The sequence below is a fragment of the Belnapia rosea genome (assembly GCF_900101615.1).
Taxonomy (GTDB): domain Bacteria; phylum Pseudomonadota; class Alphaproteobacteria; order Acetobacterales; family Acetobacteraceae; genus Belnapia; species Belnapia rosea.
This window is the reverse complement of the sequence record NZ_FMZX01000008.1, coordinates 128,825-142,506: the sequence shown is the minus strand read 5'-3', so window position 1 is coordinate 142,506 and position 13,682 is coordinate 128,825. Positions and strand designations below refer to the sequence as shown.

The following is a 13,682-nucleotide window of genomic DNA, read 5'->3' as shown; positions in this document are numbered from 1 at the left end:
GTGACCGGTCCGGCGGCGGCTCCAGCCGCTGCCGGGCCACCTCCGACGCCTTTCCCCCTCCCAGATTTCGAATGATTGCTGGCACCGTGCGGACGGTTCCGCGCCGCCCCGCGCGCGTGCCATGGGATTCACCCAAGCTCCTGGCCGGGCCGCCCGGCACCGTGCCGCACATAAACCCGAGGTTCGACATGACCGCTTCGCTCCCCCGGCGCCGCTCCCTCGTGGCTGCCGCCATCGTCCTTGGCCTGGCCGCGGCGGGTCCGGCCTTGGCGCACTCCGAGCTCCACCACGCCGAGCCCGCCGACGGCGCGGTGCTCCGCAGTTCCCCGCCCGCCATCTCCCTGATGTTCGCGATGCCGGTGCGGGTGATGACCCTGAAGCTGCTGGACGAGGCGGGGCGCGAGAGGAAGCTGACCCGCGAAGGCGAGCGCGGTGCCGCCGTCGCGGAGGTGCGGGCGACCGTGCAGGAGACGTTGCCGCCCGGCGCCTACCGGGTCGAGTGGCGCGGCGCCTCGGCCGACGGCCATGTCGGCGGCGGCACGGTGGGCTTCCGGGTCGAGCGCGCCGCCCGGTGATCCTGGCCCTGCTCCAGGGCGGCGAGCTGGGCTACGGGGCGGCGGCCATCGCGCTGCGGGCGGCCTACTACGCTGGCAGCCTGGGCGGCGCGGGCCTCGCCTTCTTCGCGCTCCTGTTCGGCGCCCGGCTGGACGAGGGCGACGCCCGGCGGCTGCGGCGCTGGGCGACCGGCGCCAGCTTGCTCGCCATCGCGGCCGCCCTTGGTGCCCTGACCGCCCATGTGGGCGTCCTGATGGGTGGCGATACCCTGACGGACCCGGACGGCTGGAGCATCGTGCTCATGTCCCCGGCGGGGGCCTCCTACGGGCTGGGCGGGCTCGGCATGCTCCTCGTCGGCTCGCTCGCCTTCGGCCCGCGCTGGGCGCCACTGGCCGCCGCCGGTGGCGTCGTCGTATGCGCCAGCTACGCCCTCCTCGGGCACACGACGTCGCTCGTGCCCCGGCCGCTGCTGGCGGGACTGCTGCTGGTCCACCTCGTGGTGGCCGCCTACTGGATCGGCAGCCTGCCGCCGCTCGCCTGGGTCTCGAGGCGGGACGGCCCGCACGCGGCCCACCTCGTCGAGGACTGGGCCCGCGTCGCGGCGGTCGCCGTGCCGGTTCTGGCGGCCGCGGGCTTGGTGCTCGCCTGGTGGATCGTCGGCGACCTCGGGCAGCTCCTCGGCTCCTGGTACGGCTGGGCGCTCATGGCCAAGGTGGCCTTCGTGGCCGTCCTGCTGGGCTTCGCGGCTTGGCACCGCTTCCGGCTGACACCGGCGCTGGCGGCCCGCGCGCCGGGAGCGGGGGCCAGGCTGGCCCGCTCGATCGCCCTCGAGGCGGTGGTCGCCCTGCTGCTGCTCTACGCGGCCGCCGAGATGGTATCGACCTCGCCGCCCGGCCTCGCGCACCGGATGCACTGACGTACCATGCCCTCAAGGCGGAAGCGGCGTTAGGAGCACTATGCACCAGCATTCGATGGACACTTGGCGGCACGGCCACACCTTCGGCCAGGACCGTCCCCGCACGGGCGAGCGCCGGACGCTGCTCGTCCTCCTGCTCACCGCGGCCACGATGGTGGTCGAGATCGGCGCCGGGCTGGCCTTCGGTTCCGTCGCGTTGCTTGCGGACGGGCTGCACATGGGCTCGCACGCGGCCGCCCTCGGCATCAGCGCGTTCGCCTACGCCTACGCGCGTCGCCACGCGGCCGACCCGCGCTTCGCCTTCGGAACGGGCAAGGTCAACGCACTCGCCGGGTACACCGGGGCTGTCCTGCTCGCCGCCTTCGCGCTGGCGATGGTCTGGGAGAGCGTCGCTCGGCTGGTGAACCCGGTGCCCATCGCCTTCGGCTGGGCGATCGCGGTCGCGGTGGTCGGCCTCGCCGTCAACGCCGCCTCGGTCCTGCTCCTCGGCGTCCACGACCATAGCCACCATCAGGGCCATGACGACCACGACCACCATGAGCATCATGACCATGACCACGAACACCAAGGCCACGGGCACGACCTGAACCTCCGTTCGGCCTACCTGCATGTCCTGGCCGACGCCTTGACCTCGGTGCTGGCCATCGCGGCGCTGCTGGCGGGTTTGTTCCTGGGCGCGTGGTGGATGGACCCGCTGATGGGCCTAGTCGGCGCCGCGCTCGTCACGCATTGGTCCTGGGGCCTGCTCCGGGACACCAGCCGCATCCTGCTCGACCACCAGGCACCGGAGCCGGTCCTGCAGGGGGTGCGGGAGGCCGTCGAGGGAGTTGGCGACAACCGCCTCTACGACCTCCACGTCTGGTCGGTAGCGCCCGGCGTCTACGCGGCCGCCCTCGGCGTTGTCACCCACACGCCCCGTCCGCCGGAACACTACAAGGCGCTCATCCCGGCGGGACTCGGCGTGGCCCACGTCACGGTCGAGGTGCAGGAGTGCCGGGAGGCGCCAGTCCTGCATGGGCAAGCGGCCTGAGGGCGGCGAGGCCGAGGGCACTGCCCTCGAGCCTCCACTTCAGCGAGTTCGGTGGTAGGGCGGTTTGGAGAGCCGTCGGCACATTGATTCGCATGGCCGTCACGGGGGCGCGAGGGTAGAAGAGGTCATGGTTGATGCCTCCTCTCCCGCAGCCAAGAAACCCCGCGTCCTCGTTTGCTCGCAGGACGGCCGCCCCGCTCTGATGAACGTAGGCGGCCAGGGCCTGTGCGTGGACTGCTACTACCGGTTCACCGTGGCCCAGACGCTCCAGTTCCAGCAGCACGCCGCCATGATGAACATGGCGCTGGCCGAGGCGGATGCGATGACCGGGGGCATTGGAGGGAGCTACCGAGTGCAAATGCCACAAATCCCCAACGGCGCCATCTCCAACACCAGCATCACCGTCAGTGGCGGGGTGGTCGGCTCGATCAATACGGGCACCGTCCGCAGCATTGTCGTCACGGTGAAAGGACTAGGCGAGGCAGGGCACCACGAAGTCGAAAAGGCTCTGCAGAGCCTGACCGAGGCAATCATCCAGTCCAAAGTCACCAACGACGCCGAGAAGAACGCTTTGTTGGAACAGGTCGAGTACGTGGCCCAGCAGGCGGCCGCGAAGCCCGAGCAGCGGAAGCCGGGCATGCTGAGGGCGGTGGTGGGAGGACTGGGCGGCGCTCTCGGGGCGGCCGCCGACCTCGCCGGGGTCTGGGAGCAGGTTGGCCCCGTAATCCGCGGCGCACTGGGCCTATAGCTCAGGAGCAGATACCGGCCCCACGTCAGGTGTCAGTGATGCCGGTGCTCCGAGGCCGGGACCGCCGCCGGTGCCGCGCCGGTCGCGCTCGCAGGCCCGCCGATGCCCGCGCCGGTGGCGTGGGCGGGCGGCGCCGCACGCTGCATCCCGGCGGGCGCCGTGGCGCAGGCAGCCAGCAGGGTGGCCGCCGCAAGGAAAAGCCCCGTCCGCATCAACATTGAGCCCCCGTTCACGATCCAAGATCCCTGCCGCTAGGCGCGGGAGGGCACGCGGATGTCGCGCCCACCAGCGAGGAATGTGTAGAGCCCCGGCGAGACGGCAGCGATCAACCTTGCCGCGCCGAAGGAAAGCAGCACGGTCACGGCCACGCTCGCGGCGTAGTGCGCCAGCAGCCAAACGTCCGTCTCCGCAGGCAGCACGTGCCAGAGGACGAGCTTCACCGCCGCGATCAGCGGGTAGTGCGTCGCATGCAGGAAGAAGGCGAAGTTGCTGTGCCGCGCGACGGCGCCGCTCCAGGGCGCCGCCGCGATCCGAAGGCAGACGCCCCAGCAGGCCAGCACCCCAACCGGCCTCATGGCGCGGGTGGCGAAGTCGAGCAGCCAGGCCGTCCCCGGCGCGTCCACGTCGACCAGGAGCGGCGCGGACGCACGGAGGAGGACCAGCCCGACGTAGAAGGCAACCAGCGCCGACGTCGCCCGGCCGCTCGGCATCGGCAGGTAGCCGCGGAGCCGCGCGAGGGCGCCGAGGTAAAAGAAGAAGGGCACGTCCGCCCGGAAGAACACGACCAGGTTCCAGTCCATGGTCCAGGCCCCGCCGAGCACGATGGCGCCCAGCCAAGGGCTGTGGCGCAGCGACAGCCAGAGCAGGGGGCTCAGAAGCGCGGTGAGGAAGAGGTCGCGCACGAACCAGAACTGGAACGCCACCGGGTGGTCCGTCAGCCCCAGCACCGCGTTCACGTAAGCCATGCCGTCCGCGTGGTCGAAGTCGATGTTCATCTGCCGAAGCAGCGAGGCTCCTTCACCGGTGGCGTGGAGGGCGAGCAGGGCCAGCAGGAAGACCGCGTTCCAGACGACCAAGGGCGCGTAGAGCGAGCGCACCCGGGCACCGATTCGGCGCCGCAGCGCGGGCCAGACCCGCTTCTCGCTGAACCGGAAGAACAGCCAGCCCGAGATCGTCGAGAGCAGCGGCACCGCGCTGAAGAAGAAGAACAGGACGGCGCTGTTGACGAACGACGCGACCCGGTGCGGAGCGTCCGGGTCGACGCCCCGGAACGGAGACACCCAGCCGGGCGGGATGGCGCCGTAGTGCAGGAATACGAGGCCGATGACGAGGAGGACGCGGGCGACCTCGATGGTGCGGGAGAGGTCGGCGGCGTTCGGGGCATGCCCAAGCGGGCCGCCGCCAGCGCCCGGCGCCCGGTCCCACTCGGCGGAAGCCAAGCGGTTCAGCACAGCCTCGTCGTCTCGGGACGGCGCGGCCGCTCCCGGATGCTTCGGCATCCTTGTCATTTGCGCTTCCCCGGAGCTTGGGCTCGTCGTCAGAAGAAGATGCGGATGCCTGCCACGACCGTGGACTGCGATGGTTTCTCGCCCAGCCGCCGGTTCAGGCCGGTCGCGCCGCCGTTGAAGCTCTCGAAGGAGTAGCCGATGTAGGGCGCGAACTCGCGGGTGATCTCGTAGCGCAGCCGCAGCCCGACCTCGGTCCGGTAGAGGCCGGGCGCGATGAGGGCGTCGCGGTCCCATCCGGTCGAGAAGTTCAGCTCCACCTCGGGCTGGAGGACGAGCCGGTTGGTGATGAGCAGGTCGTAGGAGGCCGCGGCGCGGGCGAGGAACACCCCGTCGCCGCCGACGAATCCTTGCAGCTGCACCTCGAAGAAGCCCGGCGCCAATCCTTGGAGACCGAACACGCCGTAGGTCCGCGAGGGCGTGCCCTCGCGCGGGTCGATGCGGAAGTCGTGGCGCACGCCCGCCTGGAGGTCCCAGTAGTAGCCGATCAGGCGCGAGTAGAGCACCTGCGCCTCGGCCCTCTCCAGGGCGCCGCGCTCGCGGCTGGTCTCGCCGCGCGTGTTCACCCAGACGCGGTGGTAGTCGGTGCCGTAGAAGCCCGAGCCCTCCCAGGCGTAGATCGGGCTGCCGCGGCCGTTGCTGCGCATCTCGTTCTGGTCGAACAGCACGGCTCCGAAGTAGATGGGCGAGTGGCCGGTGTGGTCCTCGGCGCCGGACGCCGGGGTCGTCCCGACGCTCTGGACGGCCGACGGGTTCGTTCCCAGGCTTACGGGCGCACCGTGGCCAGCATGGCCGCCGCCCGCCTGTGCCCAGGCGGACGAGAAGGACAGGGCGGCGACGAGCAGGCCAGCCGACGTCGCCTTCGAAAACGAGAAGGTCATGCTGATCTCCCGCGGCATCAGTGGCGATGCCCGGCGGGCATGGCCGCCTGCGCAGGCTGCTGCGTGGACGCGACGGGCGTGCCGTCACGGGTGACACGGAAGATCCGCATCATGCCGGACTCCATGTGCATGAGCAGGTGGCAATGGAAGGCCCAGTCGCCCTCGGCGTCCACGATGACGTCGACGTCGAGCGAGGTGGCTGGCTTGATGTTGACCACGTGCTTGCGGGGGTTGAAGGCGCCGTTGCCGAGGTCCGGGACCATCCACATGCCGTGCAGGTGCATGGGGTGGTTCATCATGGTCTCGTTGATGAAGCGGATTCGCAGGCGTTCGCCGAGCCGGGCGACGATGGGCTGGGCGCGCCAGAACTCGTTGCCGTTCATCGACCAGATGTAGCGCTCCATGTTCCCGGTCAGGCGCACCTCGATGATGCGGTCCGGGGTCCGGTATTCCGGGTCGGCGCGCAGCGGGCGCAGGTCGCGGTAGGACAGCACGCGGGCGCCGGGGGGAGATCCGGTGTCGTGCACCACCGGGTCGGCCATTGTCATGCCGCCATGACCCGCGTGCGCCTCCATCCCGCCCGCCGTGGTCGTGGCCGGGGTGCCCGGTCCCTGCGCGCCGGACCTCCCCGGTGCGCCGTGCCCCATCGCGGAGTGATCCATGGCGCCGTGGCCCATGGCTGCGTGGTCCATTGCGGGGGCTGCGGCCTGTCCACCGCCCGTGCCCGGCATCCCGGCCATGGCGCCGTGGCCCATGGCCGCATGGTCCATGGCTGGGGCGGCGGCTTGACCCTGCGGCTGCCCGGCGCCCATCCCTGCCATGGAGCCGTGGTCCATGCCGCCCATGGGCGCCACGTGGCCTGGCTGGTCCTGCTCGGGCAGCGGGGTGCCGCGGTCGAGGCCGGTCGGCCCCGGGTTCATCATCATGTCGGCCATGGTCAGGACCGGCCGCGGGCGGTGCTGCGGCAAGGCTTCGACCGGGGCGTCCGTGCGCGGCGCCAAGCGCGCCCTGGCCCAGCCCGTGCGGTCCATGGTCTCGGCGAGGATTTGGTACTGCCGGTCGTCGCGCGGCTCGACGATGACGTCGTAGGTTTCGGCGACCGCGATGCGGAGCTCGTCCACGACGACAGGCCGGATGTTGTTCCCGTCCGCCTGCACCACCGTCATCTTGAGGCCGGGGATGCGGACATCGAAGTACGTCATGGCCCCGGAGTTGATGAGCCGCAGTCGCACGCGCTCGCCCGGCCGGAACAGCAGGGTCGCGGGCGTTTCGGGCCGGAAGCCGTTGACGAGGTAGCGGTAGGTCGCTCCGGTGACGTCGGCGATGTCGGTGGGGTCCATCCGCATGTTGCCCCACTCGATGCGGTTGCGGACGATGGCCCGGCGTGCCTCGCCGTCCGGCGCGCGGCCCAGGTCGCGGATCAGGTCCACCAGCGTGCGCCGGTTCCAGTTGTAGTAGCCGGGGTCGCGCTTGAGGTTCTGGAGCACGCGCAGCGGCCGCTCGTCCGTCCACTCGGAAAGCTGGACGACGTGGTCGCGGTCGTAGCGGAAGGGCTCGGGCTCGCGCTTGTCGATGACGATGGGGGCGTAGAGGCCCCGCTGCTCGTGGTCGAGGTTGTGGGCGTGGTACCAGTAGGTGCCGGACTGGACGACGGGGAAACGGTATTCGAAGGTCTCGCCGGGCGCGATGCCGCGGACGAAGCCGGTGCTGAAGCCGGGGGCGCCGTCCATCGCGGAGGGCAGGATGAGGCCGTGCCAGTGAATGCTGCTGGACTGCCGCATCCGGTTTGTCACTCGGATCAAGGCTTCCTCGCCCTCGCGCAGGCGAAGCAGCGGGCCGGGGAACTGGCCGTTGACCGTCACCGCGGGACGGTCGGTGCCGTTGATGTTGACCGTGCGCTCCTCAAGCGTCAGGTCGACGCTCTGCGCCAGCGCGGGCACCGCCACGGCCAGCAAGGTCGCCCCGGCCAGCGACAGCCGCCGGAGCGCGGCCCCGAACCCGAATGTCTTCGTCATCCCGACACCTCCGGCCCCGGCGCGCCGCCGCCCAAGGCTCACATTGGTGCCGGAAGCTGCCGCCCGCCCCCGCCGCCCGCAACGGGCGAGTGGCGCCTGGACATACTTCGTCATGCAGGCATGCACATTCGGCCGGAGAGCAACGGTCCGGACCCGACACGCTGACACACTACGTCATGGATGCGGGGCCAACCCCGGCCGAGCGCGCCGTGTTCTCCGGATGCCGCGCGCCTGGGCCTGCATCGCCGTCCCATCGCGCGGCCACAGCATGGGATGGAGGATCACGGCGTGGCGAGAGAACTGTTGGACTTGGTGCAGCGGCTGCTCGGGACCGAGACCGTGACCCCTGAGCGGACGGAGCGAGAGCAGGTCTCCCTGACCATTCCGGGCATGCCCGAGCACCAGCTCGCGGTGGGTGGCCTCGGGGCGGACAGCTTCGGCGGCACCGGCGCCGCCGACCACTACTGGGGGCTCGGCGGCGCGGACAAGCTCGGCGGCGGCCCCGAGGGCGACGTCCTGACGGGCGGCGAGGGAGCCGACCTGCTCTCGGGCGGCCCGGGCATGGATCACCTGCACGGCGAGGGTGGCGACGACACCCTCTACGGCGCCGCGGACGCGGATGCCCTGATGGGTGGTCCCGGCAACGACTACCTGGACGAGGGACCCGGCCACAGCAGCATGGATGGCGAGGAAGGGAACGACACCCTCGTGGGCGGCATGGGGCCAGACGCCTTCATCGTGCGCCAAGGCTCGGGTGACGACGTCATCCGCGACTTCACCGCCGGACCCGGCGTCGGCGACCACATCGCGCTCGAGGAGATCCGCTGGGAAGACCTGACCATCAACGACACCAGTGCCGGGGTGAAGGTCAGCTGGGAAGGCGGCTCAGTCGTGCTTGAGGGCGTGCAGAAGTCCGGGCTCTCGCAGGACGACTTCATGTTCTACAACGAGCCGGACCTGCCGCCGGGTGCCCGCGCGCCGGACGGGCCTGTCGAGGAGGCCCCGAGCCCGAGCGTGTCCGGGCCGGAGATCACCGGCTCCCTTCCGGCGGCTGACGAGAGCCTGGTTCCCGGATCCGGCGACCGCGCCCAGACCGTCGCCTTCGACAGATACGCGGCCATCGTCGGGACTGGGAAGGGCGAGCTGCTGAGCGGCAGCGGCGACTGGGACCAGATCTTCGGTCGTGCGGGCGCCGATGTCCTGCTCGGAAACGGCGGCGACGACGTTCTCGATGGAGCCGAGGGCAGGGACCTGCTTCTGGGCGGGGACGGTCCGGACCAGCTCGAGGGCGGCGAGGGCATGGACACCCTGATCGGTGGTGCCGCGAACGACGAGCTGATGGGAGGCGACGGCCCGGACTGGCTCGCCGAGGGCGAGGGCCACGGCATGCTCGACGGCGGGAAGGGCGACGACGTCTACCTGGGCGGCGCGGGCTCCGACGCCTTCATGGTTTCCATGGACAGCGGCAACGACGTGGTGCTCGACTTCCGGGCAACCGGACTGGCACAGGGCCTGTTCGACCACATCGCCTTCATGGACATCGACGCCAAGGACGTCTCGGTCGAGGACACCGACCTTGGTGCCAAGGTCGCCTGGGACATGGACCAGGACGGCAGCGACGACGGCTCCATCCTGCTCGTCGGCGTCGCCAAGGACGACCTGCGGCAGAGCGACTTCATGTTCCCGACCCCCCAGTTCGTCGACGGCGTCAGCGACGTCGGGTCCTGGTACATCTTCGCCTAGCCCCGAACGCGCCGGTCCGGGAACTCCGGACCGGCGTCCCGACCACCTTGCAGCCGTGGTCCCAGGCTGCCGTCCAACGAAAGAGCCCCAGGCAGGGTGACCGGCCTCCACCCCGCTCGCGGGGAATGCCCCCGGCATTGCGACAAAGCATGTCCGCCGCCGTCCGACGGGTTCCCGGCTTGACCCTCCCACGATGGGAAGCACCACGTTGCGTCCGTCAGACCAGAACCGGCCCGCCAAGGCGGACCATCGCGGAGACGGCACCATGAGCGGCCAGCAGCACGGACACGGTCACCACGGGGGGCACGGGCACCAGCACGGCCCGGGATGCGGCCACGACCACGGGGTCGGGCACCAGGGCCATGGACACGCGCACCATGGACATGGGGACGCGGCGGTGGCCGACGCGGCCCTGGTCACCGACCCGGTCTGCGGGATGAAGGTGGACCCGGCGACCTCGAAGCACCGGCTGGAGCATGGCGGCACGACCTTCCACTTCTGCTCGGCGGGGTGCCGGACGAAGTTCGAGGCGAACCCAGAGAAGTACCTGCAGCCGGAGAAGGCCGCCGCGCCCACAGCGGCGCAGAAGGCCGCCATCTACACCTGCCCGATGCACCCGGAGATCCGGCAGCAGGGGCCGGGCAGCTGCCCCATCTGCGGCATGGCGCTCGAGCCGCTGGAGGTGACCGCCGAGGCCGCCCCGAACCACGAGCTCGCCGACATGACCCGCCGGTTCTGGGTCGGGCTGGCGCTGACCATTCCCGTCGTCATTCTGGAGATGGGCGCGCACCTCCCGGGCCTGAACCTGCACCACCTCGTCCCGCCCCGGACATCGGTCTGGATCCAGTTCCTGCTCGGGACGCCGGTTGTGCTCTGGGCTGGCTGGCCCTTCTTTGTCCGCGGCTGGCAGTCGGTCGTGAACCGCAGCCTGAACATGTTCAGCCTGATCGCGCTCGGGACGGGTGCCGCCTACCTCTACAGCCTGGTCGCGACCTTCGCACCCGGCGTCTTCCCGGAGGGTTTCCGGGGCATGGATGGCACGGTCGCGGTCTACTTCGAGGCGGCGGCCGTCATCACCGTGCTCGTCCTGCTCGGCCAGGTGCTGGAGCTGCGGGCGCGCGAGGCGACCGGCGGCGCCATCCGGGCCCTGCTGAACATGGCGCCCAAGACCGCCCGCCGGATCCGGCCGGACGGCTCGGACGAGGAGATCCCGCTGGCGGACGTCCAGGTCGGCGACCGGCTGCGCGTGCGGCCGGGCGAGAGCGTGCCGGTGGACGGCGAGGTGCTGGAGGGCGGCGGCGCCGTGGACGAGTCCATGGTCACCGGCGAATCCTTGCCGGTCGAGAAGGCGTCCGGCGCCAAGGTCATCGGCGCCACGGTGAACGGCACCGGCTCGCTGGTGATGCGGGCGGACAAGGTGGGCTCCGACACCATGCTGTCCCGCATCGTGGCCATGGTCGCGGAGGCCCAGCGCAGCCGGGCGCCCATCCAGCGCATGGCCGACACCGTGGCGGGCTGGTTCGTCCCGGCCGTCATCGCGGTGGCCGTCCTGGTCTTCGTCGCCTGGGCCGTCTGGGGCCCAAGCCCGGCGCTGTCCTACGCCCTGATCGCGGCCGTCTCGGTGCTCATCATCGCCTGCCCCTGCGCGCTCGGTCTCGCCACCCCGATGTCGATCATGGTTGGGGTCGGCAAGGGCGCCGGTGCGGGCGTTCTCATCAAGTCGGCCGAGGCGCTGGAGCACATGGAGAAGGTCGACACCCTCGTCGTGGACAAGACCGGCACCCTGACCGAGGGCAAGCCCAAGGTCGTGGCCGTGGTTCCGGCTCCTGGGCTGACCGAGGCCGAGGTGCTGCCGCTCGCGGCGAGCCTCGAGCGGTCCAGCGAGCACCCGCTGGCGGCCGCCGTCGTGGCGGCTGCCAAGGAGCGCGGCGTTGCCTTCGGCGAACCGGCCGACTTCGCCTCCGTCACCGGCAAGGGCGTGACCGGCACGGTCGGCGGGCGCCGGGTCGCGCTGGGCAACGCGCGGCTGATGCAGGAGCTCGGGGTGGAACTGGGCGAGCTGACGACCAAGGCCGACGAGCTGCGCCGTGAGGGCGGCACGGCGCTGTTCCTGGCCGTGGACGGCGGACCGGGCGGCGTCATCGCGGTGGCGGATCCGGTGAAGCAGACCACGCCCGCCGCGCTGGCGAGCCTGCGCGCCGAGGGCATCCACATCGTCATGCTGACCGGCGACAACCGGACGACGGCGGAGGCGGTCGCGCGGAAGCTCGGCATCGACGAGTTCCAGGGCGACGTGCTGCCCGAGGACAAGCACCGCATCGTCCGGGAGCTCCGGGCCAAGGGGAAGGTCGTCGCCATGGCGGGCGATGGCGTGAACGATGCTCCGGCACTGGCCGAGGCGGATGTGGGTATCGCCATGGGGACCGGCACGGACGTCGCCATGCAGAGCGCGGGCGTGACGCTGGTTCGCGGAGACCTCGCGGGCATCGCGCGAGCGCGGACGCTTTCGCGCGCGACGATGAGGAACATCAGGCAGAACCTGTTCTTCGCTTTTTGCTACAACATCGGCGGGATCCCGCTGGCGGCGGGCGTGCTCTACCCATTCACCGGCCTCCTGCTCAGCCCGATCGTCGCCGCGCTGGCCATGGCGCTGAGTTCGGTGTCCGTCATCGGCAACTCGCTACGGCTGCGAGCGATCAAGCTTTGATGGTCCCGTTGACTGAAGTATCCTTGAGGAAGGCAGGTTAATCCTTGCCCTCCCCGGCATGCCGGGCGTGGATCAAAACGGCTAGAACGCACTCGGTATGCCCTTGGCGGCACGCCGCAAGCCCGACGTCCAGTATGCCTTGGACGTCGGGTTGCCACTTCTGGGCTTCGTCAGTGTCTGTGCTGGGTTGCGCCTCCGGACGCGGCGCCAGCCGTGCCCGCCTGCGGGTGCATCTGGTCGCAGTGCGCCATCATCGCCTGCATGTCGGCGCTCATCGTGGCGCCCGGCCGCATCTGCTGACGCATCTGGGCGCAGTGGGCCATCATCTGCTGCATGTTCATGCCGCGCATGTCGTGCCCCTGCATGCCGGACATCCCGGACATGTTGTGCCCCGCCATGCCTTGCGAGCCCATGCCCGACATGCCGCCGGTCCGCTGGGCGGGCGGCGGGCTCTGCTGCTGGGCGCAAGCCGCGAGCGATAGGCCCAGCGCCAGCGCTAGGCCGGTGCGGCGGAGCGTCTTGGTGTCAATCATCCCGGCGTGTCTCCTTGGTTGTCGTGTCCGCGTTCGTCGGTTGGCCGCGGCGCCAGCAGGCGCCGACGGCCCGCCTTGTTGCGGGGAACGCCACCGTATCCGGGAAGATGCCGGGTGCCTCCGTCCGGAGCGTCCAAGCCGTGTGACAAAGTATGAAAGCGGCCCTTGACCCTCCCACGGAGGCAGCCCCCACCTTCGCTGGCGGCCCGCCGTGGCCCAGGAGGGAGGCGCCGATGACGGATGCACCGCAACTCGAGGAACAGGTCCTGGCCGCTCTCGAGCGGGCCTTGGCCGAGGGCCAGTTGGAGGCAGCCGAGCACCTGCTGCGTGCTCTGGAGGCGCTCTGCGGGGACGCGCTGCCGGGGTCCGTACTGGCCAACGCCTATCTCGCCGTGGCTCGGGACCTGGCACCGGGGTGTTCCTGCGACTGAGGCGCTGGTCCCGAGGGAGCGCGCAGCCTGTGGTGCCGCGTTCACAGGCAGCCTCGTCCCGGGAGTCGCGCCACGGCCGAAAAGGCCAGCCAAGGCGCGTGGCGTCAGTGACGGTGGCCGCCGCCGTGATGGTGACCACCGTGGTGACCGTGCCCACCGCGGTGGTGATGCCCGCCGTGGTGAGGGTGGTGGTGGCCGCCGTGGTGGCGATGCCGCGGCGCTGCATGGTGGTGACCGCCACCCCACCCGCCACCCCAGTAGCGCGGGGCGACCGCGTAAGGTGCCGGGCCGTAGGCTTGGTAGGCGGGTTCCGCCCCGTAGTGGAGGGGTTGGGCGCAGGCGGGAATCGTGGCCAGCAGAGCCAGCCCGAAGACGAGGTTGACCCGGCGCATGTGGGTTTTCTCCCATTCTGACGCCTCGAACATGGAACGCCGGTGTGTCCCGTTCGAGGCGCCCAAGCGACGTCATTTGGGCAAGGCGAGCGCCGGAGCGCCACCGGAGGAGCGCAAGGCTGCGAGGGTTCACCGTCGCCACGACGCGCTGGACCGCAAGCCCGCCGACATGCCAGCGACGCTCGTCCCCCGGCTTCGCCGCGCGCCAAGGGTCGTGGGTGACCGG

General features: G+C 70.9%; 14 protein-coding genes. 8 read left to right on the top strand and 6 right to left on the bottom strand.

Annotation, left to right across the window (positions count from 1 at the left end; translation table 11 throughout):
• Nucleotides 1–188 precede the first annotated feature (188 nt).
• The 4 genes from BLR02_RS15430 to BLR02_RS15415 all read left to right on the top strand — a co-directional run bounded on the left by BLR02_RS15430 (nucleotide 189) and on the right by BLR02_RS15415 (nucleotide 3,249).
• Nucleotides 189–575, top strand: coding sequence for a copper resistance CopC family protein (locus BLR02_RS15430; protein WP_090560922.1), 387 nt, complete (start codon nucleotides 189–191; stop codon nucleotides 573–575).
• The gene (locus tag BLR02_RS15425; RefSeq protein WP_090663827.1) at nucleotides 572–1,471 is read left to right on the top strand and encodes a CopD family protein; all 900 of its coding nucleotides are present in this window, start codon (nucleotides 572–574) and stop codon (nucleotides 1,469–1,471) included. Before BLR02_RS15430 ends, BLR02_RS15425 begins: the two co-directional genes overlap by 4 nt.
• 40 nt (nucleotides 1,472–1,511) lie before the next feature.
• Nucleotides 1,512–2,501: a CDF family Co(II)/Ni(II) efflux transporter DmeF gene (gene dmeF / locus BLR02_RS15420; RefSeq protein ID WP_090663826.1), complete on the top strand. Its 990-nt coding sequence runs from the start codon at nucleotides 1,512–1,514 to the stop codon at nucleotides 2,499–2,501.
• 127 nt (nucleotides 2,502–2,628) lie between these two features.
• Complete coding sequence (locus tag BLR02_RS15415) at nucleotides 2,629–3,249, top strand: hypothetical protein (RefSeq protein ID WP_143018154.1); 621 nt, start codon at nucleotides 2,629–2,631, stop codon at nucleotides 3,247–3,249.
• A gap of 32 nt (nucleotides 3,250–3,281) precedes the next feature.
• Here the strand turns inward: BLR02_RS15415 and BLR02_RS15410 are convergent, their stop codons facing one another.
• Genes BLR02_RS15410 through BLR02_RS15395 form a run of 4 tightly spaced genes read right to left on the bottom strand, consistent with a single transcriptional unit; the run spans nucleotide 3,282 to nucleotide 7,581 of the window.
• A complete protein-coding gene (locus BLR02_RS15410; protein WP_143018153.1) occupies nucleotides 3,282–3,482 on the bottom strand; it encodes a hypothetical protein in 201 nt (66 codons plus the stop codon).
• An 18-nt stretch (nucleotides 3,483–3,500) separates the two neighbouring features.
• Nucleotides 3,501–4,757, bottom strand: coding sequence for an acyltransferase family protein (locus tag BLR02_RS15405; protein ID WP_143018152.1), 1,257 nt, complete (start codon nucleotides 4,755–4,757; stop codon nucleotides 3,501–3,503).
• Nucleotides 4,758–4,786: 29 nt separating this feature from the next.
• A complete protein-coding gene (locus BLR02_RS15400; RefSeq protein WP_176849594.1) occupies nucleotides 4,787–5,635 on the bottom strand; it encodes a copper resistance protein B in 849 nt (282 codons plus the stop codon).
• A 17-nt stretch (nucleotides 5,636–5,652) separates the two neighbouring features.
• Complete coding sequence (locus BLR02_RS15395; protein WP_245704802.1) at nucleotides 5,653–7,581, bottom strand: multicopper oxidase domain-containing protein; 1,929 nt, start codon at nucleotides 7,579–7,581, stop codon at nucleotides 5,653–5,655.
• Nucleotides 7,582–7,923: 342 nt separating this feature from the next.
• Between BLR02_RS15395 and BLR02_RS15390 the strand changes: the two genes are divergently transcribed.
• On the top strand, nucleotides 7,924–9,393 hold the full coding sequence (locus tag BLR02_RS15390; RefSeq protein WP_218127965.1) for a calcium-binding protein: 1,470 nt from the start codon (nucleotides 7,924–7,926) through the stop codon (nucleotides 9,391–9,393).
• A 217-nt stretch (nucleotides 9,394–9,610) separates the two neighbouring features.
• Here BLR02_RS15390 and BLR02_RS30455 read toward each other — a convergent pair whose 3' ends face one another.
• Nucleotides 9,611–9,763 (bottom strand): hypothetical protein, encoded by a 153-nt coding sequence (locus BLR02_RS30455; RefSeq protein WP_245704801.1) that lies wholly within the window; start codon nucleotides 9,761–9,763, stop codon nucleotides 9,611–9,613.
• A 27-nt stretch (nucleotides 9,764–9,790) separates the two neighbouring features.
• Here BLR02_RS30455 and BLR02_RS15385 point away from each other — a divergent pair, with 27 nt between their 5' ends.
• Complete coding sequence (locus BLR02_RS15385; protein WP_281201070.1) at nucleotides 9,791–12,100, top strand: heavy metal translocating P-type ATPase; 2,310 nt, start codon at nucleotides 9,791–9,793, stop codon at nucleotides 12,098–12,100.
• Nucleotides 12,101–12,270: 170 nt separating this feature from the next.
• Here BLR02_RS15385 and BLR02_RS15380 read toward each other — a convergent pair whose 3' ends face one another.
• Nucleotides 12,271–12,633, bottom strand: coding sequence for a hypothetical protein (locus BLR02_RS15380; protein ID WP_090663818.1), 363 nt, complete (start codon nucleotides 12,631–12,633; stop codon nucleotides 12,271–12,273).
• A gap of 233 nt (nucleotides 12,634–12,866) precedes the next feature.
• Here BLR02_RS15380 and BLR02_RS29540 point away from each other — a divergent pair, with 233 nt between their 5' ends.
• Nucleotides 12,867–13,064, top strand: coding sequence for a hypothetical protein (locus BLR02_RS29540; protein WP_090663817.1), 198 nt, complete (start codon nucleotides 12,867–12,869; stop codon nucleotides 13,062–13,064).
• A 107-nt stretch (nucleotides 13,065–13,171) separates the two neighbouring features.
• Nucleotides 13,172–13,477 carry a hypothetical protein gene (locus tag BLR02_RS29535; RefSeq protein WP_090663816.1) on the top strand — a complete coding sequence of 102 codons (306 nt, stop codon included), beginning with the start codon at nucleotides 13,172–13,174 and terminating at the stop codon, nucleotides 13,475–13,477.
• Nucleotides 13,478–13,682 lie beyond the last annotated feature (205 nt).